The 24,279-nt window shown below is 45.0% G+C and carries 19 protein-coding genes; 2 read left to right on the top strand and 17 right to left on the bottom strand.

Translation table 11 applies throughout. The features are described from left to right. The first annotated feature begins 19 nt into the window (after positions 1-19). Positions 20-2,161 (top strand): Tex family protein, encoded by a 2,142-nt coding sequence (locus B4G81_RS02360; RefSeq protein ID WP_294079673.1) that lies wholly within the window; start codon positions 20-22, stop codon positions 2,159-2,161. A gap of 167 nt (positions 2,162-2,328) precedes the next feature. Here the strand turns inward: B4G81_RS02360 and B4G81_RS02355 are convergent, their stop codons facing one another. From B4G81_RS02355 to B4G81_RS02310, 10 genes are all read right to left on the bottom strand, one after another. Continuing rightward, positions 2,329-2,874 (bottom strand): hypothetical protein, encoded by a 546-nt coding sequence (locus B4G81_RS02355; protein WP_294079671.1) that lies wholly within the window; start codon positions 2,872-2,874, stop codon positions 2,329-2,331. A 129-nt stretch (positions 2,875-3,003) separates the two neighbouring features. Beyond that, positions 3,004-3,630: a ribonuclease HII gene (locus tag B4G81_RS02350; protein WP_294079669.1), complete on the bottom strand. Its 627-nt coding sequence runs from the start codon at positions 3,628-3,630 to the stop codon at positions 3,004-3,006. Positions 3,631-3,703: 73 nt separating this feature from the next. Beyond that, positions 3,704-4,963, bottom strand: a complete 1,260-nt coding sequence (locus B4G81_RS02345; protein ID WP_294079667.1) for a metallophosphoesterase family protein — start codon at positions 4,961-4,963, stop codon at positions 3,704-3,706. Beyond that, on the bottom strand, positions 4,956-6,359 hold the full coding sequence (gene dnaA / locus B4G81_RS02340; protein WP_294079665.1) for a chromosomal replication initiator protein DnaA: 1,404 nt from the start codon (positions 6,357-6,359) through the stop codon (positions 4,956-4,958). Before dnaA ends, B4G81_RS02345 begins: the two co-directional genes overlap by 8 nt. 529 nt (positions 6,360-6,888) lie before the next feature. Next, on the bottom strand, positions 6,889-7,782 hold the full coding sequence (locus B4G81_RS02335) for an MlaD family protein (RefSeq protein ID WP_294079662.1): 894 nt from the start codon (positions 7,780-7,782) through the stop codon (positions 6,889-6,891). 17 nt (positions 7,783-7,799) lie between these two features. Next, complete coding sequence (locus B4G81_RS02330) at positions 7,800-8,888, bottom strand: N-acetylmuramoyl-L-alanine amidase family protein (protein ID WP_294079660.1); 1,089 nt, start codon at positions 8,886-8,888, stop codon at positions 7,800-7,802. Between the two features lie 108 nt (positions 8,889-8,996). After that, positions 8,997-10,052, bottom strand: coding sequence for an MlaD family protein (locus B4G81_RS02325; protein ID WP_294079658.1), 1,056 nt, complete (start codon positions 10,050-10,052; stop codon positions 8,997-8,999). A 31-nt stretch (positions 10,053-10,083) separates the two neighbouring features. Next, positions 10,084-10,818: an ABC transporter ATP-binding protein gene (locus B4G81_RS02320; RefSeq protein WP_294079656.1), complete on the bottom strand. Its 735-nt coding sequence runs from the start codon at positions 10,816-10,818 to the stop codon at positions 10,084-10,086. A gap of 6 nt (positions 10,819-10,824) precedes the next feature. Then, positions 10,825-11,637, bottom strand: coding sequence for an MlaE family ABC transporter permease (locus B4G81_RS02315; protein WP_294079654.1), 813 nt, complete (start codon positions 11,635-11,637; stop codon positions 10,825-10,827). Positions 11,638-11,820: 183 nt separating this feature from the next. Continuing rightward, positions 11,821-12,930 (bottom strand): TlpA disulfide reductase family protein, encoded by a 1,110-nt coding sequence (locus B4G81_RS02310; protein ID WP_294079652.1) that lies wholly within the window; start codon positions 12,928-12,930, stop codon positions 11,821-11,823. Between the two features lie 143 nt (positions 12,931-13,073). Between B4G81_RS02310 and B4G81_RS02305 the strand changes: the two genes are divergently transcribed. Beyond that, positions 13,074-13,226 (top strand): hypothetical protein, encoded by a 153-nt coding sequence (locus B4G81_RS02305; RefSeq protein ID WP_294079650.1) that lies wholly within the window; start codon positions 13,074-13,076, stop codon positions 13,224-13,226. A 38-nt stretch (positions 13,227-13,264) separates the two neighbouring features. Here B4G81_RS02305 and B4G81_RS02300 read toward each other — a convergent pair whose 3' ends face one another. From B4G81_RS02300 to B4G81_RS02270, 7 genes are all read right to left on the bottom strand, one after another. Continuing rightward, entirely contained in the window at positions 13,265-14,131 is an 867-nt protein-coding gene (locus B4G81_RS02300) for an alpha/beta hydrolase (RefSeq protein ID WP_294079649.1), read from the bottom strand. Positions 14,132-14,220: 89 nt separating this feature from the next. Continuing rightward, positions 14,221-15,621, bottom strand: a complete 1,401-nt coding sequence (locus B4G81_RS02295) for a DUF4374 domain-containing protein (protein WP_294079647.1) — start codon at positions 15,619-15,621, stop codon at positions 14,221-14,223. Between the two features lie 61 nt (positions 15,622-15,682). Next, positions 15,683-18,091 carry a TonB-dependent receptor gene (locus tag B4G81_RS02290; protein WP_294079645.1) on the bottom strand — a complete coding sequence of 803 codons (2,409 nt, stop codon included), beginning with the start codon at positions 18,089-18,091 and terminating at the stop codon, positions 15,683-15,685. 214 nt (positions 18,092-18,305) lie between these two features. Beyond that, complete coding sequence (locus B4G81_RS02285) at positions 18,306-18,638, bottom strand: DUF2149 domain-containing protein (protein WP_294079643.1); 333 nt, start codon at positions 18,636-18,638, stop codon at positions 18,306-18,308. After that, a complete protein-coding gene (locus tag B4G81_RS02280; RefSeq protein WP_294079641.1) occupies positions 18,631-19,239 on the bottom strand; it encodes a MotA/TolQ/ExbB proton channel family protein in 609 nt (202 codons plus the stop codon). Before B4G81_RS02280 ends, B4G81_RS02285 begins: the two co-directional genes overlap by 8 nt. Continuing rightward, complete coding sequence (locus B4G81_RS02275) at positions 19,239-19,940, bottom strand: hypothetical protein (protein WP_294079636.1); 702 nt, start codon at positions 19,938-19,940, stop codon at positions 19,239-19,241. Before B4G81_RS02275 ends, B4G81_RS02280 begins: the two co-directional genes overlap by 1 nt. Positions 19,941-20,010: 70 nt before the next feature. Next, a complete protein-coding gene (locus tag B4G81_RS02270; RefSeq protein WP_294079634.1) occupies positions 20,011-24,258 on the bottom strand; it encodes a cobaltochelatase subunit CobN in 4,248 nt (1,415 codons plus the stop codon). Between the last annotated feature and the right edge of the window lie 21 nt (positions 24,259-24,279).

The raw sequence follows: 24,279 nt of genomic DNA, 5'->3' as shown, positions 1-24,279 counted from the left end.
CATATAAATCCTTATAAAGATGTCAGTCATTCATACACTCATTGCCAAATCATTGAATATCCCCCTCAAAAATGTGGAGAATAGCATCAAATTGCTTGAAGAAGGTGCTACTATCCCTTTTATCAGCCGCTACCGCAAGGAAGTGACCGGGGGACTGGACGAAGTGAAGATCGGTAATATCAAAGAATTACATGAGAAGTACATAGAACTCGAAAAGCGCAAAGAATATATATTGAAATCGATTTCGGAACAGGAGAAACTGACTCCCGGACTCGAACAGCAAATCACTGAATGCTGGGATAGCACAACATTGGAAGATATCTACCTGCCTTATAAACCGAAACGGCAGACCCGTGCCGAAATTGCCCGTAAAAACGGTCTGGAGCCGCTCTCCAAATGGTTGATGGCGCAGCATAGCGGTTCTACAGAAGCAAAAGCGACACAGTTCCTCAATGAAAATGTACCTGATGCGGAAGCGGCACTTAAAGGAGCACGTGATATTATTGCCGAATGGGTGAGCGAAGATACCAATGCCCGTCAGTTGGTACGAAATATATTCGCCCGTGAAGCGATAATCACTTCAAAGGTAGTAAAAGCAAAAGAGGAGGAGGGGGAAAAGTACCGGGATTATTTCGATTTTTCCGCGCCGTTGTCACGTTGCCCGTCACACCGGCTCCTGGCGATTCGCCGTGGAGAAGCAGAAGGATTTCTTCGTGTTTCCATTTCTCCCGATGACGAAAAATGCCTTGACCGGCTGGTACCCCGTTATGCCAAGAGCGACAATGAAGCAGGAGATCAGGTGGAAGATGCGGTGACTGACAGCTATAAACGCTTGCTAAAACCTTCTATTGAGACGGAATTCGCCAACCTCTCCAAAGAACGGGCCGATGAAGCAGCTATCGGTGTGTTTGCAGAAAACCTGCGGCAGTTGCTGCTTGCACCGCCATTGGGACAGAAACGCATCCTGGGCGTCGATCCGGGTTACCGAACCGGCTGTAAGTTAGTCTGTTTAGACGAACAGGGAAATCTACTCCATAACGAAACGATCTACCCTCATCCACCGCAAAATGAGACATCCAAATCGGCGAATAAGGTGGTGAAAATGGTTTCCACCTACAGAATTGATGCTATTGCCATTGGGAATGGTACGGCCAGCCGTGAAACCGAACGTTTTATCACTAACCTGCGGTATGAAAAAGAGGTGAAAGTATTTGTGGTAAGCGAAAGCGGAGCCTCTGTATATTCCGCTTCGAAAATTGCCCGTGAAGAGTTTCCCGAGTATGACGTGACGGTGCGCGGTGCAGTTTCGATCGGACGGCGACTGAGTGACCCACTTGCCGAGTTGGTAAAAATCGATCCAAAATCGATTGGCGTAGGCCAGTATCAACACGACGTGGACCAAACAAAGCTGAAACGCTCACTCGATCAGACAGTAGAGAACTGCGTGAATCTCGTAGGAGTGAACGTCAACACAGCCAGCAAGCACCTGCTTACCTATGTATCGGGTTTAGGAGAATCACTGGCCCAGAACATCGTAAACTATCGTGCGGAACACGGACCGTTCCATTCACGCAAGGAACTCAGGAAAGTACCGAGACTGGGAGATAAGGCTTTTGAGCAATGCGCCGGATTTCTCCGCATTCCCGATGCGGAAAACCCACTCGACAACTCCGGCGTACATCCAGAGAGTTACACTATCGCGGAAAGGATGGCCAAAGACTTGCAATGCACGATAAAAGAGTTAATCCGCAACAAACCACTGATTGAAACCATCGATATCAACCGTTATAAAACAGAAACCGTAGGTGATGAAACGCTGAAAGATATATTGCAGGAACTGGAAAAGCCGGGGCGGGATCCACGAACACAAGTACAAGTACTGGAATTTGATCCCAATATCCGCACCATCAACGACTTGAAAGAAGGGATAACGCTACCCGGTATCGTAACCAACATCACCAATTTCGGTTGTTTCGTGGATGTGGGTATCAAGGAAAACGGATTAGTGCACATTTCGGAATTAGCCGACCATTTTGTTTCTAACCCTATTGACGTGGTATCACTTCACCAGCATGTAAAGGTCAGGGTATTGTCTGTCGATTTGGAACGCAAACGAATACAGTTGAGCATGAAGAATGTGCCTAAGGGACCGAGTGCCTAAATGGCTGAGAGGTTGAGTGACTTGTCTAAAACTGGTGGACCGGGAAACAGGGGGACGCTTGGCGACTGGGTCCGTAAGTGGAAAGGTGACTGAGGAGAAAGGGTGAAAAATGGAAACCCCCGTAAGTTTTTTGACTTACGGGGGTCAGTTGATATTATATCAGACTCTTATTTCAAACTTTTATACATTGAACTGGGAAAATATATCTGGAATCCAACATTCAAAGACAGTCCGTTAGAGCTGCCACTCCCGAATGTACCATTATAAAGTAGCAGACCTTCCACAGCGATGTTATCTGTCAGGAAATAAGCATAACCCGGGCCGAAATTTATATTAAAGCCTATATCAGCCCCTCTTGCTCCACCAATTCCCGCTCCGGCTTCCAAAAACCAACGGCCTTGCTTCAATAAGGTGTTAAATTCATTTTCACCAAAATAATAGCGACCAAACGCATTTATATTGTAGGCATACGCATCTTCGCCGGGTTGAGCCGTATAATTCAGACCTACCTTACCACCAATGGCCACATTATCCTGAATAAAATAACCTACTCGGGGTGTCAGGGTAATACTGAACACATCGTCATCCCCCAACCCTAAATTCAGATCGGCGATACCTCCTCCTACCAGAGTGCTTCCTTTCTGAAGTTGGGCAGTAGCCACTCCCACGGAACAGACAAAAACTAATAAAGTACTAAACAAAATTTTTTTCATTTCTTAAAGTTTTAGTGATTCTACAAAAATGTTACTCTTCGGGGTGTTTTATATTACCCCGGATATTACTACAACAACCTTTTTTTATTTTTGTTTACAAGTCATCATGGAAAATTACATTTAAGCTCGTCAGTCAATTCTATCCCAATCAATTCCAAGTTGTTGTTCTGTAAGATGAAAACTCTTCCGATGATAAGGTGTGATACCGAAATGGGAGATCGCCTGCCGATGTACTTTGGTAGGATATCCTTTATTATGATCCCAATTATATGCCGGGTAAATTTCATGGAGTTGCCGCATATATTCATCGCGATATGTCTTTGCAAGGATGGAAGCAGCTGCGATAGACTGGTATTTCGTATCACCCTTGACCACACAAGTATGTGAAATATTTCTAAAAGGACGGAAACGGTTGCCATCTACCAAAATATGTTCAGGGGATATGGGGAGGCGAGACAAAGCACGATGCATAGCCTTTACCGAAGCCCACAGGATATTGATCTCATCAATCTCTTCGGGTGAGCAGCTCGCCACTGCATAACAAAGTGCTTTCTCTTCAATAATCAACTTCAATTGTGAGCGTTCCTTTTCAGAAAGTTGTTTGGAGTCATTCAATCCTTCACATTGAAAATTATCAGGGAGGATTACTGCTGCAGCAAAAACAGAACCGGCCAGGCAACCCCGCCCGGCTTCATCACATCCTGCCTCCAGACGCCCCTCCTCCAGACAGTTCAATAAGGGATTAGATTGTTTCATTCCACTTCTCGACTTCCTATACTTTCTATACTTTGATTTGTCAATCTTGACGACTAGCCCTCTCTCCCAGTTATCACCACAACGGTATCATCACCCGGTTATCTTCCGGTGGAAAATCGAATGTAAACGACTCCGGATTCGCCTCACTTCCCAACTGATCGGCAAAGAGACGGATCGCCATTTTCATCGCCAGATCCGGCTTTTCATCGCCTTTGACATGCATCAAATTCAACTTTACAATTACATCGGTAAGCGCTTTGAGCGTCTCCGCAGACATAGGTATTCCCAGTCCCTCGATGCGCCTGGTCGCCACCCGCCGTGTCATGGAATCCAGTTTATCCTTGTATATCTCCGTCAAATCGGGATTACCGGGAATGGAGGTCACGAAACGGCTATCTATCGAAAGACCGTCATCGGTCAATGTCATTATTCGGTAAGCAAAGGGGTAGTGTGCCAATGAAGCAGTCTCCACATCATAAATAGCGTTTCCGGCAGACGAAGTTCGCATAGTAATATCATTGGCATGAAAATGTCCGGTAAAAACCACTTTTAACCCCGCATCGGCAAGGAGATCGGCATTCTTCTGCCACTCATCAATAAGGTATTGCGAAAAAAAAGTGGATTGATAGGGCATATGCTCCACAAGACCGTGGTGCATCATCCCCAATACAGTAACTCCTTTCTCTTTTGCCTCATGTAGGATATCCAGTGCCCATTCCATTGTCGCAGGCAAAATACGCCCGGCAGTGATTGAACTTGTCGTATGCTCTTCATACCGGTTAGTATCAAAACAAAGGAGCCATACAGATTCATTGATCGCAGCCAGGTAACTCAATGAATGTTCATCTCTTTTCAGCGCATCAGCATAACCGAATTGGGCATATAATTCAGCAAATTCTTCTTTAGAAATTGTCTCTGCCGGCACAGCCTTATCTCCCCTATAGGCTTTTGCATCAGGAATATTGATATCATGATTTCCCGGTATAACTAAAATACGGGTTCCCCGGTTTTGTAATGTCCTAAGTTTCTCAATAAAACCGAGATGGCTCTGTTTCTCTCCATGGTTCGTGATATCTCCCGTCACCAATAACCACTCCGGCGCTTCCGTTTCCAAGTCGGCCAGAACCTTCTCCAATACCTCATGTAAATCGTTTATACCCCTACCTGTTGCCTGTTCGTATGCGGAAAGGGCGTCTCCCTCAGAAACAAGTAATGTGTCAAGAAAATGAATATCGGTAATAACCGCGATCTTTATTCCTTCGGGATTACCCGATGAAGCGCATCCGGCAAAGAGGATAAATAGGGAAATAAGAACAACCCCTATATCATGCATTAAGCAAGTTTTCGATCTCATCGATATCGGACCGGAATCCTTTGTCCACTTCATAAAAATCTTTTACTGTGTTGCAGGCATGAAGCACAGTGGCATGATTACGGTTCCCCACCTGGGCTCCTATTTGGGAAAGCGACAATTCGGTATGCTTCTTAATGAAATACATAGTCACCTGACGTGCTTGTACAATTTCTCGCTTACGTGATGCCGATTGAATAAGGTCTTTCTTTATTTGATAGAAATCCGATACTGTATCCTGTATCTTCTGCACGGTAATGCGCTTCTTCTCAAATTTAATGCTTTGCTCCACTACCCTGCGGGCCAATGACAGATCGATTTCACGATTATTGATAATGGAATGCGCCATCAGGGAAACTACGATTCCCTCCAGGTCACGCACATTTTCAGTCACATTCTCAGCGATAAATTCAATCACGTTATCAGGGATGGTAAGCCCATCGGCAAGCACTTTATTCTGAAGTATTTTTTTACGCAATTCCTTATCAGGACGTTCCAATTTCGTAGTCAACCCCCAACGGAAACGGGTAAGCAAACGTTCTTCCACGCCCTGCATATCCATGGGCGGACAATCGGAAGTCATCACCAATTGTTTGTTATTTTGATGCAAATGATTGAAAATATGAAAGAAAGTGTTCTGCGTTTTTTCCAATCCCGATAATTCCTGAATATCATCAATCAGAAGGATATCAATACTCTGGTAAAAATTGATGAAATCATTGATCGTATTGAACCGCCGTGCATCGGTATATTGCACCTTAAAAAGGTGGGCCGAAATATAAAGCACCTTTTTGTCGGGATAGAGTTCTTTCACCTTTGATCCGATAGCGTGACAAAGATGGGTCTTGCCCACGCCCGAACTACCATGTACGAAAAGCGGATTAAATGCTGTCTTGGCGGGGTTCATTGCCACTGCCTCGGCAGCTGTCCGGGCAAGACGATTACTCTCTCCTTCAAAAAAGTTGAGAAACGTATATTTGGAATTGAGTTGGGAGTCGAACTCCGATGTTTCCACCCTATCAAAAGGACTCGGCACTTTAGAAGAGATATTGCCTGAACCATTCTTCTCTACTCCGGCATAAGACTTGCTCTCACCACGAAGTTCTACAGCAGTATTGCTCTGCGTCTCTACCAAGATACGATAATTAAGGATAGTACCCTCACCGATCTCCCGATAGAGTGTATGTTGGATAAGATCAAGATATTTGTCTTCCAGATATTCATAAAAAAACTGACTGGGTACCTGTACGGTAAATACATGATCCTGATACTTTAGCGGAACAATAGGTAAAAACCATGTATTGAAAGCCGGTTCGGGGATATTGTCCCGAATGACATTCAAACAGTTATTCCATAAAAGTCGGCAATCCTTATTCATTCGATTTCATTAGTCGTTTTGAGGCACCTTTGCTCCTCGATTTTCAATTCTATACTTGGCAGAACAAATAAATTTAACTTTATCCTCCTCTTTCGCTTCTCACCAAAATCTCATATGCTCATCCTTTGGCTCGGTTTGTTGCCGTTATTCTACCTTTGTTCAACAAAAAGCATTGATTAAAATGATCTTTTGATTCTTCACAAACGAATTACAAATTTTCAAAAAAAAATCGAGATAAAAAAATAAACTTCAGGACGGTTTTTTTATAACCTAAAAAAAATGCTATTTATCAACAAAATAGACATAATCAATTTTACATCAACGAATTAATACAACAGCAGCAATTTGATAAGACTGATTGACAATAGAATATAAAAAAACGACAGTTTCTTTTATATTATCGAAAAAGTTACAAAAATGTTACTTAGCTTCGGTCAGCCAGAGAGTTCTCTCCTATTTCCACGGAACGCATTATTTAGAATGATTCTATATATTTTTTCAAAGAGTATTAAATTGAAACTTGCACCCTTTAAAAAAGTTTTACCCTTATCGTCAAATATCGACTTGGATTCTGGCGGATATCTTCCAGCAATTTCGTCGCCGTATCAATTGTCACATTGAGGCTATCGTGCAGTTTAGTGTCATTCAGCAGCAGACCCAGCGAATTATCATTACTGTTAATCTTTGTGGTCAGCAATTTCAGATTATTCACCGTTTCATCAATCGACGTGAACATACCTGCCATGTCCATTTGATTAAGTTCTTCACTCACTCCCTTCAGGTCACTGGAAACTGACGATAGATTTTTACTGATCTCAGGGATATCCTGTTGAAGAGATGCCATCATTTTATTGAGGCTTGCACTTGAGCTATTCAATTGTCCCACTGTATTCCCAATCCCTTTAATCGCCCCTTCCCATGCAGGATCGGCGGCTATTTTATGCAGCGAATAAAGCAGTGAATCTACTCTTAGAAGGATAGAATCGGCTTTAGGCATCACTGCTGCCACTCCATCCATCAGGTTGAACAGTTTTCCACCGGTAATGGTATCACCGAGGTGTATGTACTCTTTCGAAGGTCCCATCACAAGAGTAACAGTAGACGCTCCAAACATATCGAGATCATATTCGAGGTAACTTCCTTTTGGAATCTTTATGTCTTCCGACAAATTAAGTCCTACAGCAAAACGCATAGGCTCCTCACTCGCCATTTCTATCTTATTGATTAAGCCGATCTGATAACCTTTCACATAAATAGGTGATGATATCAGCAACTTCGACACATCATCAAATAAGGCATAATACTGATTCTGTTGCTTGAAAATATTGACTCCTTTCAGAAAGTTGATTCCGAAATAAAGCATTACAAGACTGGCAATAAATGCCAATCCGATCAGTCCATTCCTACTCAATTTGGTTTTCATACGATTGAAAATCTATTTTATTTCACGCGGATTCCGTCTTCGAATTCGATGATAAAGGCATCCTTGAAAATTCTACGTACTTTTCTTAATAACTCCCGACTTTCGGACGCATTGGTCGTATTACCATATGTATATTTATACGTTCTCCCGTCAGTGTAATAATCGACTGGATTTAACCCTTTAAAAACAGCAGCACCATTTTCATACTTCTTGGGAGAGGTAAGAAATTGCACCCTATATTCTCGTCCGTTTGCCGATGATGCCTGTTTTACCTGTTCCTGGCGGGATTTAGTTCCTCCTGTAAACACATAACTCTTCTTATCGTATTCCCGTTTATACTCTTTGAAGCCGTTGTAAATGCTTGCGGCAAGCGATATCTGCCCTGCTTCACTCTTCAGGTATCTCTCCTCCTCCCTGTTACTGATATATCCCAATTCCACGAGTACACTCGGCATAGCCACTTCTCTCAATACAAGAAATCCTGCCTGGCGGACATTCCGGTTAACCCTCCTGGAATTGGACACCAGCTGGTTCTGTACCATAGAGGCAAAATAAACACTCCGGTCAAGGAATTCATTGGCCATAAACTCAAAGATAATATAAGACTCCGGTTCATTAGGGTTGAATCCCTCATATTTCACAGAGTAATCTTCTTCATACATGATCACAGAGTTTTCCGTTTTGGCCACATCAAGATTATCCTTACTACGATGTAATCCCAGGACAAAAGTCTCTACCCCTTGCGGGGATGTTCTCCTGCGATCAAGAGCATTACAGTGAAGCGAGATAAACAGGTTGGCATGAGCCTTATTGGCGATCTCCGCTCTCTTGTTCAGTTCCACAAAACGGTCATTCTGACGGGTGTATATCACCTTTACATCAGGATAGTTACTCTCGATAAGCTTACCGAGTTTCAAACCCACCGCCAATACAATATCCTTCTCTTTTGAACTCGACCCTACTGCCCCGGGATCCTTACCGCCATGACCGGGATCTATCACAACAGTAAACTTTCTGTCTTGCGCAGACATCCGTCCCCCAGTAACAAAAAAAGCAGGGATCAAAATCCAAAAAAGAAAAAACAGCTGTTTCCTGTTCAGCTCCATATAAATACTTTTTGCAAAAGTAGATATAAATTTTGTATTGGAAACAGTTTCAGAGTGTGGACTGGATGAATTTACCCAACTTTGAAAGAATTTAACATGAAATAGGGCTTAGTTTTTCCCTCTTTTTATTTCGATTCCGGCCGCTTCATTTACCGGAACTATTATCGTATCTCCGGGCTGTACCTCAAATTCACGGGATTGCGCCGGGGCAGGAGTATATTGAGTTTGGTTATTCTTTTTCTTTTTTGAAAATAACCTGAAAATCCAACTGTCGGCTATGGTCTCGGCAGCCCTGGTAACCTCAAAAATACCCTGGTCCACCCTTGTGATGGCTGTATCCACGCTCAATCCCAATTCCTTATCATGAAGCAATCGGGCCAAAACACCTTCCCCGTGATTGAGGGCATACGTTGTCTGATGTAATTCGTCTATCACGGCATCAGCCTTCACCGATACCGACTCCACATTTGCCATGACCTCCGACAACCGGGTCGTAATGGCATCATCATTGATCAATTTGCCCAAGTCGCCCTGTCCGTCACTTACGCTCCTCGTTATGTCATTTACATCAGACATGGAATTGTTTAATTTCCGGGTTGCGATGGCCAACTGCGTGGTTAAATCATTATTATTCAATAAACGGGCTATGTCTCCATCCCCTTCGTTCATTTTATCAGTCATCAAATTAAGATTGGACACTGTCTGGGTAGCTTCTCTCAGCAGTGTCTGTGCCTGTGCTATCATACCCTGTATGTCCAATCCTTCAGCCACCGCAAGATAGTCATTATCCTCAATCATGCCGGCATCGGGAGAACCGGAAGCGATCAACACGATCTTTCCTCCCATCAGGCCTTCCTGTCCAATCTCCACAGTGGAATTCTTATAGATATACTGTGTATAATCATCCCGGATTGACATTGTTACAACCACAGACGAATCGGAGATAATACGGATATTTTTCACCGTACCCACATTTATACCGGCAAACCGGACATTGTTACCTACCGAGAGCCCCCGTATATCCTTGAATGACGACAATATATCTTTCGTGGGGCTGAACAGGTTTCCTTTACTCCCTATCAAATATATTGCGACAACAAACAAGACCAGCGCTGCCATAACAAAAATGCCTAAGCGTAAAGCTTTTCTTTTATTATCTTTCATAACTATCCGTGATATATTATATGTGTAACTACTAAATAAAATAATCGCGTATCTCTTTGTCAGTGCTCGCACTGAGCTCATCATATGTACCCTCGACCACGAAAACGCCCTCTTTCATGATCTGAATGTTGTCCGTGGCTATTTTGGCGCATTTCATATCGTGGGTGATAATAATGGAGGCGGTACCATATTCTTCCTTCACCTTGATTATCAGCTCGCTGATCTCCCCCGATGTAACCGCGTCTAAACCGGTGGTGGGCTCGTCATAAAGGATGATCTCAGGCTTCAGGATAAGTGCCCGGGCAAGGGCTATCCTCTTTTTCATCCCACCCGACAATTCCCCCGGCATCTTGTCTATCGCATCCAGCAGGCCCACACTCCGCAAGGAATTTTCCACCAACTCCTCACTATCCTGCTCTTTATCCACAAACTGGGTCCTTCTTACAGGGAAGAGAAGATTCTCCCGCACGCTCATTGAGTCATACAAGGCGCCTCCCTGAAAAAGATAACCCACTTTTTTCCTTATCCCGGTCAACTCAGCATCGTCACATGCCAACACATCCGTACCCAGCACATTAATCTCCCCCTTATCGGGCTCTATCAGCCTGACGATACATTTTGCAAGTACCGATTTACCGGTGCCCGACTTTCCCACAATACCCAAATTTTCGCCTTTGTGCAAGGTCAAGTCAATTCCCCGGAGAATATGCTTATCTCCAAACGATTTGTATAGTTGCTTTACGACGATTACCTCTTCCTTTTGCATATAAAATCAGAGAAGATTAGTGATTAAAACAAAAACTAGGTCTATCACGAAAATGGTCAATGACGCCGACACCACTGCCGAATTGGCCGCCTTTCCTACCGACTCCGTACCGATTCCGGCGTTATATCCCTTATAACAACCGATGAGTCCGATAAAGAAACCAAAAAAAACGGTCTTTATAGTGGCCGGCATCAAATCCCGGAAACCCAACATGGAAAAAGACCTGTCCATAAAAAGAGTAAAGGAGGTGTCTTCAAAAATGTTTACGGCCAGGAATGCACCGAAAAGACTAAAAGCATCGGCAAAAATAACGAGCACAGGCACAGTAATCATTGCCGCCATCACACGGGTGGTAACGACAAATCCCAGCGGGTTCGTTCCGGAAACTTCCATGGCATCTATCTGCTCGGTTACCCTCATGGCGGCAATCTCGGCTCCAATACCGGAACTCATTTTTCCGGCACAGATAAGCCCCGTTATCACGGGTCCCAGCTCCCGCACCATCGCCACAGAGATAGCACTCGGCAATAACGACTGCGCCCCGAAATCTGCCAGAACAGGATTCATCTGCATAGTCAAAACCAAACCCATGATAAAGCCGGTTACACTCACCAGCCCAAACGATTTATTTCCCAGTATAAAGCCTTGTTTTATCAACTCCTTATACTCATACGGGGGACGGAAAAGTTGCTTTATTACGTTTATCGTAAAGACGACCAACTCTCCCAAATCAATAAAGATTCCATTATAGGAATGCCGGATTTCTTCTGAGACATGGATACTTTTCAGGCTTAGTCGACTTAATATATGTTTCTTCATATTGACAGTTTATTGAAACTTCTATTAGAACAAGAAAAAGAATACATTTGTTTTGCTGACTGCACCTGACTATACTTCTCCGGATTTCCTAAAAAAAAGAGCCTGTCTCTATTATGAAACAAACTCTTTTCTCCATCACTTCACAATGAAGTTTCACAGTAAGTTACTTTCTATCCGTGCCAATTAAGGCATTAACTCAGCCAGTTTAGTTTCCAAAGCATCTCCTCTCAGATTCTTCTCGATAATGGTTCCTTCCCTATCAAGAAGTACAGTGTGGGGTATTCCTTGTATCGCATACAGATCAACCACCGGACTGCTCCAATACTGAAGATCGGACATTTGCGGCCAGGTCATGTTCATGTCCTTGATGCCTTTTTCCCATTGATCGTGATCCTGGTCGAACGACACACCTACTACTTCAAATCCTTTCGATTTGTATTTATCATAAGCAGTCACCACGTTAGGCATTTCCTGACGGCAAGGTCCACACCATGCAGCCCAGAAATCCACCAACACATAATTCCCTTTACCGGCATAATCAGAAAGAGAGACTTCGTTGCCTGCCGGATCCTTCAGCGTAAAATCGGCAAATTTCTTACCGATGGCAACATTTTCCATATTTTCCAACCTCTGTATGATGCGCTGGATATTTTTACCTGATTTGAACTCATCCGTGGCAAGATTGAGAATATCCTTCTGCTGTTCCGGCTCGAACATGGAAGAAGAAGTCTGGAAAACAAACTCTCCCAACTTATTTCCTATATTTTCCTTGATAAAATCGAAATTCTGGTCGGTCAGCTGCTTATTGATATCTTCATACGATTTTTGCAATTCTTCATCCCGCTCCGGAGTCATTGTCCCGGCCGCATTCTCGCTGTTGAATTGTCCTATAACACCTCTGATTTCCTTTACCAGATCTTTTTGTTGCAGTCTAAAGTTGGTGTAAGCATCATTTACTTTTGTTCCTTTTACTGTGACTACAGTATCGAAAACCACTTGTAACCTGCCCGGTTCAATCAATAGCGGGACTCGGTTTTCCTGCTGCGGATTCACAGTTTCATCCAGAACAATGAAACGAAGCACCGTGGTGTCGGCCGTTCCGGAGAAAGTAAACTTCCCATTCTCAACAACAGCCGTATCGGTTGGCTCCATTGCATCATCTGTCATCTCTTGCAGATAAACGTTGGTTCCTTCATAAGCGTCACCGGGGACAGTGCCGTTAATCGTATAATTATTGTTCTGACATGATAACAAGATACCTGCAGTAATAAAAAGATAAATTAGTTTTTTCATCTTATTTCTTTTTTATAATTTAAGTTACGACAAAGATATGTAAAATGGTTTGATGAAAGATGTTTTTTTCGATTTTTTTCAACCAGTTGCAATAAAGATACTTTGGAAGCGTTCTATTCGTGTAAAAAGGAAAACAACCTGTTATGGATACACCAGAGAAAAAATCCGGCAAACCGGCGGGTATTACCGGTATGAAACCATCGGCTTTATCGTTGGCGCTTATCTGTCAGTTTGTCCAATGCGTGTATGTGGAAAAAAAACTTCATATACCGGACAAAGTATTATACCTGAACTGATTGGGGAAAGGTGCCTGAGTGATTAATTGCCTAAGTGATCAGATTGGGGAGGTGGAACTTGCAACGTGTACAGTTTCCCTCAGGAATTCCGGTATAGAACTTCCATGGTTTTTTCCTTCAAACAGGATAAAACGGGTACCGGGAACTTCTTTGGCGATCATCAAAGCCAGTTCACGTGGTGATATTCCTCCTTTTCGTTGCTCTTTCTTTTTCAGTATATCGGGTGATAAATTCTTTCTGGACGGATCTGATACAGGATTTTCTTCATATTCGCCCAAAGTAATGGTTACCGAATGGGGTACATAGGTAAAGAGCGGTCGCCGTTTGGGTACAACCATCCCTTGTCCCCACCAGATAGAAGGACTGGCAGCCACATAATGCTGAAAATTTCGGGTGTGATTGAACATCACATACAAGGTAAAAAGACCTCCGTGGGAATGTCCGCACAATGTTTGGCGTGTAGTGTCGACAGTATAATGGGATTCTACAAAAGGTCTCACTTTATCCACTATAAATCTGTAAAAATCTTCGGCACCTCCTCCCTCATCGTTTTCCTCAATCGGGATCGTATAATCCCGGGTACGCTCTTTAGGGTATGCCATATCCGAAGGATAACCGATACCTACAATTAACGGTGTATTTTCAGAAACTTCTTCTACCCCGTTGACCAGCATTGGGAACTGGCCATTGCCATCCAGCATATATAACACCGGGCGGGACGCATCTCCACTATCGACAGGCCGGGCGATATAAAGGCGGTATTCTCTCCCGTTGTATGCCAGGTCATGTTGTTCCAAATCAAATAACTGTTTTGCCGATTCTTTAATGGGGGTTATCACCTGGCTCGGTTGTCCCTGCATGGAATAAACGACAAAAAAAAGAGATAAGAAAAGAAGGACTCTCATAATTATACCTCTGAATATAACTATTCCTCCCACCTTCAGCCACACGACCAAAATGGGAGGAATAATAAAAAGATGGGATAAATTGGCTATTAGTTGGCCGTTGAATTCAATTTACCGATAGCCTTGATCTGATCCGCCTGCACTTTAAGCCCTTCAGAAGCGGTAGCTGTCGCCGGATCGATTACATATATGGAATGATAATTCTCTGAGGTCGTAGTGATACCCACATAAGCCTTTCCGTTTTCATAATAAGGAGCGTCTGCAAACCCCTTGATTGTATTATCGGCCGGCAATCCGGTCACATAAGTCAGTTGTTTGGTACTTCCCTTGAAAACAGCCAATTGGGTAGCAGATGTCTCGCTCGTACTGAAGCCTTCCGTGTACGGTGCATCATACATTAACAACAGGAAATAATCATCACCGATATGCCAGCAACGCAGGAAAGAGTTACCCTCGGTCTGTTCTTCCAGGTTGCAGTAATAATCACTGTCAAACTCTGCGGTTCCTGCTTTTATACGGACTACACCTGCCGGTAGCGTGGTTTTCTGCCTGTCGTCGGTCATTGTTTTGGCATAACTTGGAGAGAAAACGTAGATATCACCGTTATCGGCAGCCCAAATGGTTTGGTAATACGCCGATTTGAAACGTCCGCAAGCATAGCTGATCTTATCGGTTTTAATCAATGTCGGATTTTTAAGGTTTTTATCATTGTAGATAGCGACCCATGCCTCATCGGGATGCTGTGTCCATTGCAGTTCGTCTTTTTTATAGGAGCTACTGTTTGATCCTCCGTTTTCCGTTTTCACCAGATCGGGATATATCACATACTTTCCACCTTCCGCTTTCACTCCATATTGGCTCAATCCCATAGGGATGGGAGCGGAGTAGATTTTATTGTTGGCTTCAAGGATACCCGCCAATGTCACAAATTCGCCGTTACCCAAATAGTTCTCAGCCCTGATCTCTTCTTTGTTTGTACTGTATTCTCCATTTTCCACTTCAAAATAAGAGAACAGGAACCCTTTGGGCAGGTAACCATTTTCGTCGGCACCCGATCCTAGATCGCCCGTGGAAGAGGTGATGAGATAATTTTTGTAGGTGCCGAAAGAAGTAAACCGCTGTATCTGATAGGTATGGTCGCGTTGATCAATTTTCCCCTGCTTGTTCAGGATATAGGAAGAACCGATGCCGGGGCTACCTTGTTGGTAAACAAGGCGGAACAGATATTTATCCTGATAATATATCCAGGAAGTACCGGTCTCGGTTTCTTTCCCATTATTGTTAGTCGTCACTGTTCCCGTCTGCAACGCATCGGAAGTCAACAAATAATTGGCATCTTTTGATATGGCGGCAATCACGTATGCTGATGAAATCTCGTCCTCATTGCCATTATCGGGGTTCAAATCATCGCTATCGCTACAAGAAGCGAGGGTGAAACCTGCAATAAATAACGTCGAAGCGAGAAATGGCGTAAAAAATCTCTTTTTCATTTTGTTTGAATTTATTTGGTGTTTATAAAAATTAAAAATTACTGTCGAATTTGTGGTTGTCTCAGAGAGAAATTCTCAGCTTTCCATAAAAGGCACGTCCGGCTTTTTGCAAGCTGAAATTGTCATACAACTTTTCGTTGGCGATATTCTGGCACTCGAACGACACATTATATTTGCCGTCATTTACAGAGTATGAAACAGCGATATTGTGCGAAAACTGTGTCGGCACGTAAGATTTTGACTCACTGCTTCCGAAAGCCTCCGAATAGAGCGGAAACCGTTTCATATAAAAATTATCATATATAAAGCTTAGCACATTTCCCTTTTTACCGAGATTGTGCCAGTAAAAAGTGGCATCGGAATTGGCAAACAGGTAAGGCACATTCGGCATACGCGATTTATAAGCCATATTGGAAGCATCACTGTCCAATGATTTCTTCACATTGTCTCGCGTGTTTATGCTTGTGAAATTACCGCCCACACTCATCCAGTTCGAGAGGTTATACCGGACTGCCAGGGTATAGCCTTTGGTCAGCACCTTACCGTGATTGACGTACGCAGCTCCATATCTTCCACCACTCAACCCCGTGATGTTACGCTGAATATAATCTTTGATATCACGATAAATGAAACCACCTTCCAGATATACCCCATGCCTGCCGAACGACTCAGAATAACTGACATTGAAGTTGATATTGTCACTGTTCTCGGGTTTTATGGCAAGGTCACCCGATTCCAGGTCGTTATCGCCAAACATTTCTGTGTTGTTGGGCAGCCGGTACACTTTTTCATACGACAGCTTCGCCTGCAGGTTGGGCATGACAAAATAGGTTCCTGCCGCACCATATCCGGTAGTATGGACGTTTTTTGTCATCCGTTCGAACTGGTCCTGTGCCGAATTCACAGCCACCGGACCGGCCACTTGTTGATAGTAATATTTGCCAAAAACAGAAACGTTCCACATCTCATTGGGCATCAATTGATAAGACAATCCACTAACGCTCTTTTGGGTTTCTTTGCTGATTGCTTCAGGCTTTGCATCAGGCACCAACATCGACCGGTTGGAGCGGGTAAATGAGTTAAACACACTGTTCAATGTGAACGAGTGGATATCTTTTACCCTGTAACGTGCGGTGAACGTTCCACTCCAGTTTTTATCATCAGAGCGTATATGCTGGTAAATATGTTCCCCTCGCATTCCGTTCTGACGGAGGCGTTTCTCTCCACGCCAATTGTATTCGTAAGCCGTGGTATCGACATTATGCGAAATATTTTTGTTGTAGTTGGCCGTAACCGTCACATCCAGTCCCTTTACCAGCAAATTGCGTTTACGGTATTCAAGCGATGGCATCACAGAGTGGCCTTTACGGTACTTTCCACCAAAAACAATATCCTGAAGTACCCCCGTCTGCTGTTCAGCGTATACATGAGAATAGGTCAGGCCGAATAGCAACCGGTCGGCCCATGATTTATCCACCAAGCCTACTTTTGAGATGACCGTTTCGTTGTGGTACGTATCATGGAAACGTTGTACATGCTCCAGTTTATTCTTGTTCGTCTTACTGCCCCCATTGTCAAGAAATTCCGTCACCGGCGTATCCACCCGATAATTGTTGTCGGAATAGTTCTGGAATGCATTCACTTCGTATGTCAACCCATTGTCGAACGTTTGTCCGAAATTGAGATAAGATTTATGGGTATTAAAAGAACCAAACGAATAAGAGGCATCGAGATGCCATTTCTTATTAAAACCTTTCTTGGTCACAACATTGATTACGCCGCCAATGGCATCTGTCCCGAATTCTACCGGCACCACACCCTTGTATACTTCTATGCGTTCGGCATAATTGACCGGAATATTGTGTAGTCCAAACGCACTACCTACTCCTTCCTGGGGAACTCCATCAATAAATACTTTCACATGTTTACCACTGAAGCCGTCCAGCATCACCTGCATGTCAGAACCCACGCCGCCGGTTTCCCGGATACGTACACCCGACACCTTATTCAACATATTCGACAGATTGGCTGTCGAGTTATGTTGTACCGTGGCATCCAACGCTACTGCATTGTACGCCGACTCATTGATGCGTTGTACAGAGGATTTGGCTTCTATCACCACCTCCTGCAACGCATATCGCTTTTCTTCTAACGTCACAGGAATAGTCATTTTCTCACCCGGCTTCAGGGTAATGGGTTGTTCATAAGTTCCATACCCCATCATTTGTACACAAAACGTGTAACTTCCCGGTGCAACCCGCAAAAGGAAATTACCCTTCAAATCCGTTTGTGTCCCTTGTTGTGTTTCTTTTATATAGACGGTAGCAAATTCTACCGGAGCACCTTTACTACCTTTTACGCTTCCCCGAATAACGGTTTGGCGATCTTGCTGTGAAAATAAAGATTGAACAAAAAGAATGAAAACGATTATCCCGATCAGCCTTACATAAAGACCTCTAAATTGATCCATTTTTTATATTAATGAGATTACCTAAAATTACAGGACAAAGGTATAGGCTATAACAATAGGCATCAATTACAAGAAATAGGTATTTTTCAGGCTGAAAAGAGCCATATATACCCACAAATAGTAGAATTTGCAGACATAACAATGGCCTACATCCTCTATTATTTATTATCACAGGGAATGATTTAAGTGTTATGACAAATAAGTGAAGGGATTTCTACTCCGGCACGTAAATGATTTCACCGTTTTCGAGTTCATAAGCCACCCCTACCCTGCGGCCTTTGGAACCGGAGGATTGATCTTCCGACGGTGTATATTTATTGATTTTATTTCCTTCTTTGGTGATAATCTCCATGTTATCCTTACCGGGATTCTTCACGATGGTATAATCTTCCTGCGTAAAAACTTCCGTCATATTCATGTGCATCACCATGGCCACCATCAGGGCGACAGCAAATACCATGGCCACATCAAACAGGTTCACGATAACGCTGAGCGGATCGGTATCCTCTTCGGCCGAAAACTGGCTGATTCTTCGTCTTCTACTCATGATGGTTGCTGTTTTGTTCTGTTAAAATCCGGGAAACATAATCGAGGTTGTTCACATCTTTCGCGTACCAGCGCTGTTTGGTTTGCAATGTCACCAATCCCACGGCAGATACCACCAACCCCACGACCGTAGTGGCAAACACCACCTGCATATTATAGGCCATTCCGGAGATATCACCGGTGGAGAGTCCCACCAGGGCGGGACTCATCGCGATAAGCGTCCCGATCAACCCGAGTACGGGTCCCATTTTGGCCAGCATTTTTGAGAGCGCCAGGTCTTTGCCCGCTTCGTTTTCGAAATTCGAAATCAAGAAATCGGAATATGCCTCACTGGGTGTGGTGGTCAACAAGTCACGCAGGTATTTGATAAAAAGAGAATTATCATTTTTAGGCATGACGGCCCTCAATTCGTCCATGCCCAAATGCGACAATTCCTTGATCCGGTTTCCTATTGCCTTGTCGTTTTTCCGTTTGGTCATGAACTGGTCGTAAAAGCTGCCGATCAGCAACAACGAACGGCCAAACAGAAACAACAGAATAATAATATCGGGTATCAATAAACTGTTGGCTACCCAGAATAACGTTTTTGAAATAACTTCCATTATTTATTTTTTACTCCTTTAAATCTCTTACTAAACTTCCATTTATATTTGTTCCGGATATATCCTATTGCAAATAACAATGCAAACAGGATCACTGAATAGAAAATAGCCTTTATATTCAACGGCTCCTTCACTGCCGCATAGGTCACATTCCCATCCACGGTGGTTAACAGCCCCAATACAGCCACAAAAAGGCTTACCAGGAAGTGTACTTCCAACCGCAGCTCCTTCTCGGGCAACAGAAACTTGGCACCGTAAGAAGCGGCAGGAATAACTACCAGAGTGATTGCGGCAATGGTGTAAGTAATGGTGCTGAAATTAGTCCCGGAGAGGCTGAAAATAGCTTGTGTAAGCAGATAAAATAAAACCGGGAACAGCAAAAGGCTGGGATACCAGTATAATAACTTCACCCAGCGCTTCTTTTTTTTACCGAACATATTCATCAATGCGGCAAAGCAAAAGGCAAGGCAGATGGCCGATTCAACCGTGATCAGCACTGCCATGTCCTGCAGAGCCCGGTGATTGGAGAGGTAATCGTGCAACTGCGTTTTCGACTGTATAATGGCATATTGCTGTGCCCAAACCACGAAAGCCGCGCAGATCACCCCGAAAATCACCGTCTGCCACCATTTCCAGAAACTAAGCTTCAGGATGGTGTTGATAATGATGAACAGGATCAATACCTGGATGATAATTTCCATATTCTCCTGAGATACAAGAGCCAAGAGCCAAGAGCCAAGACTATATGGTCATGTCTTGATTCTTGGTTCTTTACCCTCTTCTTTTCCTCCGCAAAATTAGTAAAAGAACCACAAATATCACAAGAACTACTGCAGCAACAATGATTCCGTTAAGTGAATTCTTTTCCCCATTCTCAATTTGTCCCACTTCCTCTTTCTTGAGGACTTTGCCTGCCGGGGTTACATTTGCATCGGTTCCCCCGGTTTTCATCGCGCGGATCCGGCTGTTGTAAGCCTGTGCATCGGCAGGATCCACAGTCTGTGCTATATAATCCTGCAGCTTGGCATTTCCTCCCGCGAAGCCTGAGCCTGTGGAACCAAACTCTTTTACCAGGTCGGTATGCAGCCGGGCTATATCGGAGAGCTGCTCGGGTGTGGCTTTCCACATGCCTTTTCGTGCCGATTCCATCATGATGGCGGTCACCTCCTGCAGCACGGCGGGGCTTTTTTCCCTGAAGAATGCCTCCGTGCCCAGATCGAACTTGTCCTTTACGTATACATCGTAATATTCATCCCATAACTCATTGTCGATGACATTGGGTTTGGTCACATTCCAGCCAAAGGTGTTGGTCATCACCTCAGTAATCTGGGCGGCGCTGGAAGCTCCTCCTTTCATCATCTCCTTGATATAGGCGGGATTGAGCACGGTGGCACGCGATTCAACGCCGATGGCCTCTTTCAGGTCCTGCATCTTCGCGTTATTGCGGTTGCGGTAGTCGGCAAAATAGGCATCGGGATCCTTACCGGTCACATTCCGGATGGCCAGGTTCATCCCGCCCATGAATTCATACACATGGTCGAGGCTCAACGCGCCCCAGGTATTGTTCTGGCGCGGCTGCACGATGACATCGGTATTGGCGAGCACCGTGCGGAGGAGCCCTGCCTGAAATTCACCCCAGTTCTTATCGCTTCCGTAATCCGCCCCCATATTGTTGATATAGACATCGGCAATCTCTTTTTCCGATTCCCATTTGTCGCTGCTGGTGATCATTTCCTGAATGCCGGTACCATACATGCCGTTGATTCCACCAAATATGCGGCGGGTGGACATGTCACGGGCATCTTTGGGCGATATCCCCTGTTCTACCAGCTGATGCTCTATCTCCACCGTACTTTTCGACACCAGGTTCTCATATTTTTCGTCTTTTGCCGCCGCGGCCATCTCCACGGCCCTCGTGATAAGCATCAGGCGCGATGCGGCCAAGTCACGGAATTGCCCCGATGTCTGTACCACCACATCGATGCGGGGGCGTCCCAGCTCCTCGGCGGGTATCAGCCGGAGCTCCGAAACACGTCCGTAGGTATCACGTACCGGCTCCACACCCAACATGTACAGCACCTGGGCGATGGTGGTTCCTTCACTTTCGATAAACTCGCTGCTCCAGAAAGTATAACTCACCTTGCGGGGGTACTCGCCGTGCTCCTTCCGGTATTGGGCAAGCGTGGTATTGACCAGCATTACGCCCCTGTCCCATGCCACCTCAGATGGAGTGGCTTCGGCATTGACAGAATAGAGGTTTTTTCCCGTGGGAACAGCATTGGGATTCGCCACGGCATCCCCCCCGGAGGAGGGTTCCACATACCCACCCGACATGGCATTGAGTAGCGCCTTGAACTCCAGTTCGGGACTGTTCTCCAACGCCGATTTATAATGACGGATATTATTGATCGTACGCTCTATCTCCGCAATCATACGGGCTTTCTCTTTCTGTTCTTTCGTATATTCCGGCGCTTTCATTTGTCCCGGCATGCCCATTCCCGCCGTAGGTGATTCCCTTCTTGTTACCGAGGAATCTTGAGAAGTTCCTTCTCCCGGACGTTGAACCATACCATCTTTGGGCATACCGCCGGACATTCCCGTTTCCGGTTTTTTGGTTTCCATTTTGGGACCATCACCACCTGCTGCCATAGCTGCCATCATGCCTCTTTTTGGCGGATTCAGGATAGCGTTGCTTTCTTCCAACTCCGCAGCGGTAATACCCGCCACAGCACAAATAAGCTCATCATTGACCGTTCTTCCCGCCAACACCTGATTGACCAGATTTTTGGCCGGATCGAGATAAGTTTGGGTGAAGAACGACTTGCTCTTCAATTGCTGTTCGGTCACTTTTCCCCGCTGCTTGTCCAATGAGGATAGGCTGTAAGCAATCGGATCGGCACTCATGGCCAATACGGTGGAGTTTATCTTCTCCGGCGTATAGGGCTCGCCCGAAACATACAACTGTCCGTTGATCTTTTCATTCGCAATCTCTTCGGCATAATTGTCGATGCGTTCTATATCCTCCATGGTGTAAGGCTTGGAAAGGACGCTGTCCAAACGTAAATCGCGGTGCACACCCATCGCCACGGCAATCTTCTTCACCTCCAGCGATGCTGTTTCTTGCCCGGTCTCATCGCTCTTGTAATATTCCCGTATCTTATCCTGCAACGTTTTGAACTGAGAGCGGGTATGGCTTTCGGTGAAAGCAGGGGTTAGGTAGGAGATGGTGGTGGCATACGAACGGCGTTTCGCCATCATGCTTTCACCGATATTACCGATAGTGTAATAGTAGAAGTGGGGAATGGTACCCACCAAGCGGTCGCCCCAGTCGTTACTGCTCAACGCCACCTGCTTTTGGGGTGTGAACTCAAGGCTGCCGTGCGTACCGAAATGGATCAAGGCATCGGCTTTAAAACCATACTGGGTCCATAGGTAAGAACCGATATAGGTATGGGGAGGCGGCATCTTTGCCCCGTGCACGATGGCAAAATCATCATCTCCCAGCGCCGCCATAGGTTGTGGCAACAAGACTACATTTCCGAATTGTATGCGTGCCACGGCAAGGTATTCTTCATCGTTCTGCACCACGCTCATATAGGTGCCCGGCGCTTCACCGTATAGGTCGGTCACCTCTTTATAGGATTCCTTCGACAAGGAACGGTTTACCCAAGCCTCATAATCCTGTTTTTTCACCAATTGAGGATGGCCATTTTTCAGGAAATCGTCGAATGCCCCTTCGGCATAGGTGTTTAGCACCGATCCCTGTGTCATCAACAGGTGCTCGAAATCTTTTTCTATCACCGGCAAGTTATCCACCTTATATCCTTCGGCTTTCAACCGCTTCAGCAGGTTATAGAGGGCAGGCACAGTCTCCAGTCCTTGTGCCGCCAATGTTTCCTGTCCCGCTCCTTTAAAATAGTAGATGGCGACCTTCTTCTCGGCGTTCTTCTTGTCTTTGAGGGCGATCATATTGTTGATGATCTCGGTGAAGCTTGCGAGCCTGTCGGGGATTGTCCTGAACACATACAGGCCGTCGTTGTTCTTTTCCTGTGCCACCAATGAATAGGGATAAATGGCGCCGTCGAGCTCCGGCATGACAATGGTCTGCCCCATAAATCCGCCGAACATGCCCATCGGATCTTTCATCCACTCTTCCTTCAACTGCAGGATGGTAATCGGCGCGAAGATAGGAATGTTCCGGCTCTTCAACCACTCCACCGCCACATCCGGCTGCCCCATCAGGAGGCGTCCGTGCGGGAAATAAACCACCGCATCGGGATTAATCCGGAAAAGGAAATCCATCCGTTTGGTAAATGAAGAGATGGGATAGACATTCAACCCCGAATGCTGAAGGGAAGCGATCAGGCTGTCCAGATGTTCCTTATTGCCACTGAACGGATCATGGATACCCGCCACAATGGCGACCTTAGCGGCTCCTTCCTTGTAAAAGCCCTCCTTTTTGAGGTAGGCCTCATATTCATCCACCTCCTCAAAGGATACATTCTCATCGATATGAAAAAGCGCGTCCGACACGCTCTCCACCACCGGCTCCGCCTCGGTAGCAAAAAGGATTTTCTTGTCGATATTACGGCGGATGTAACGTGCCATATTTCGATAATTGGTTTTATTGCCACTGTTGAGGTAGCCGGAGATCTGTTCCAGGTCCACACTGTCTAAGTTGCAGATATTGTTCTGCGGATTGGTCACGGCAAACATATACATCGGCGTACCCTTGTCGGCAGTCGACTGGATTTGCGTTCGCTGCTCTTCCGACACTTTCAGCCCCATGCCGAACCCCAGCACGAAATCATAATTTTTCAATTTCCCGGTCTCTTCCGCCGCAACCTCGTCGAATTGGATAAATTTATCGCTGTTCGACAACGAGATGTTCGACACCTGGAAAGGCTGGAAATTATAGAGTGCGATCCGGGTGGGAGAAGCCATTTTCTGCCAGGCGATCCACCCCGCGGCGACAATGACCACAATACATGAAACAATGAGTATATTTTTCTTTTTCATACTGATGATAAACGTTGTGCG

The sequence above is a fragment of the Proteiniphilum sp. UBA5384 genome (genome assembly GCF_002410825.1).
Classification (GTDB): Bacteria; Bacteroidota; Bacteroidia; order Bacteroidales; family Dysgonomonadaceae; genus Proteiniphilum.
This window is presented reverse-complemented; position numbering and strand designations above follow the sequence as displayed.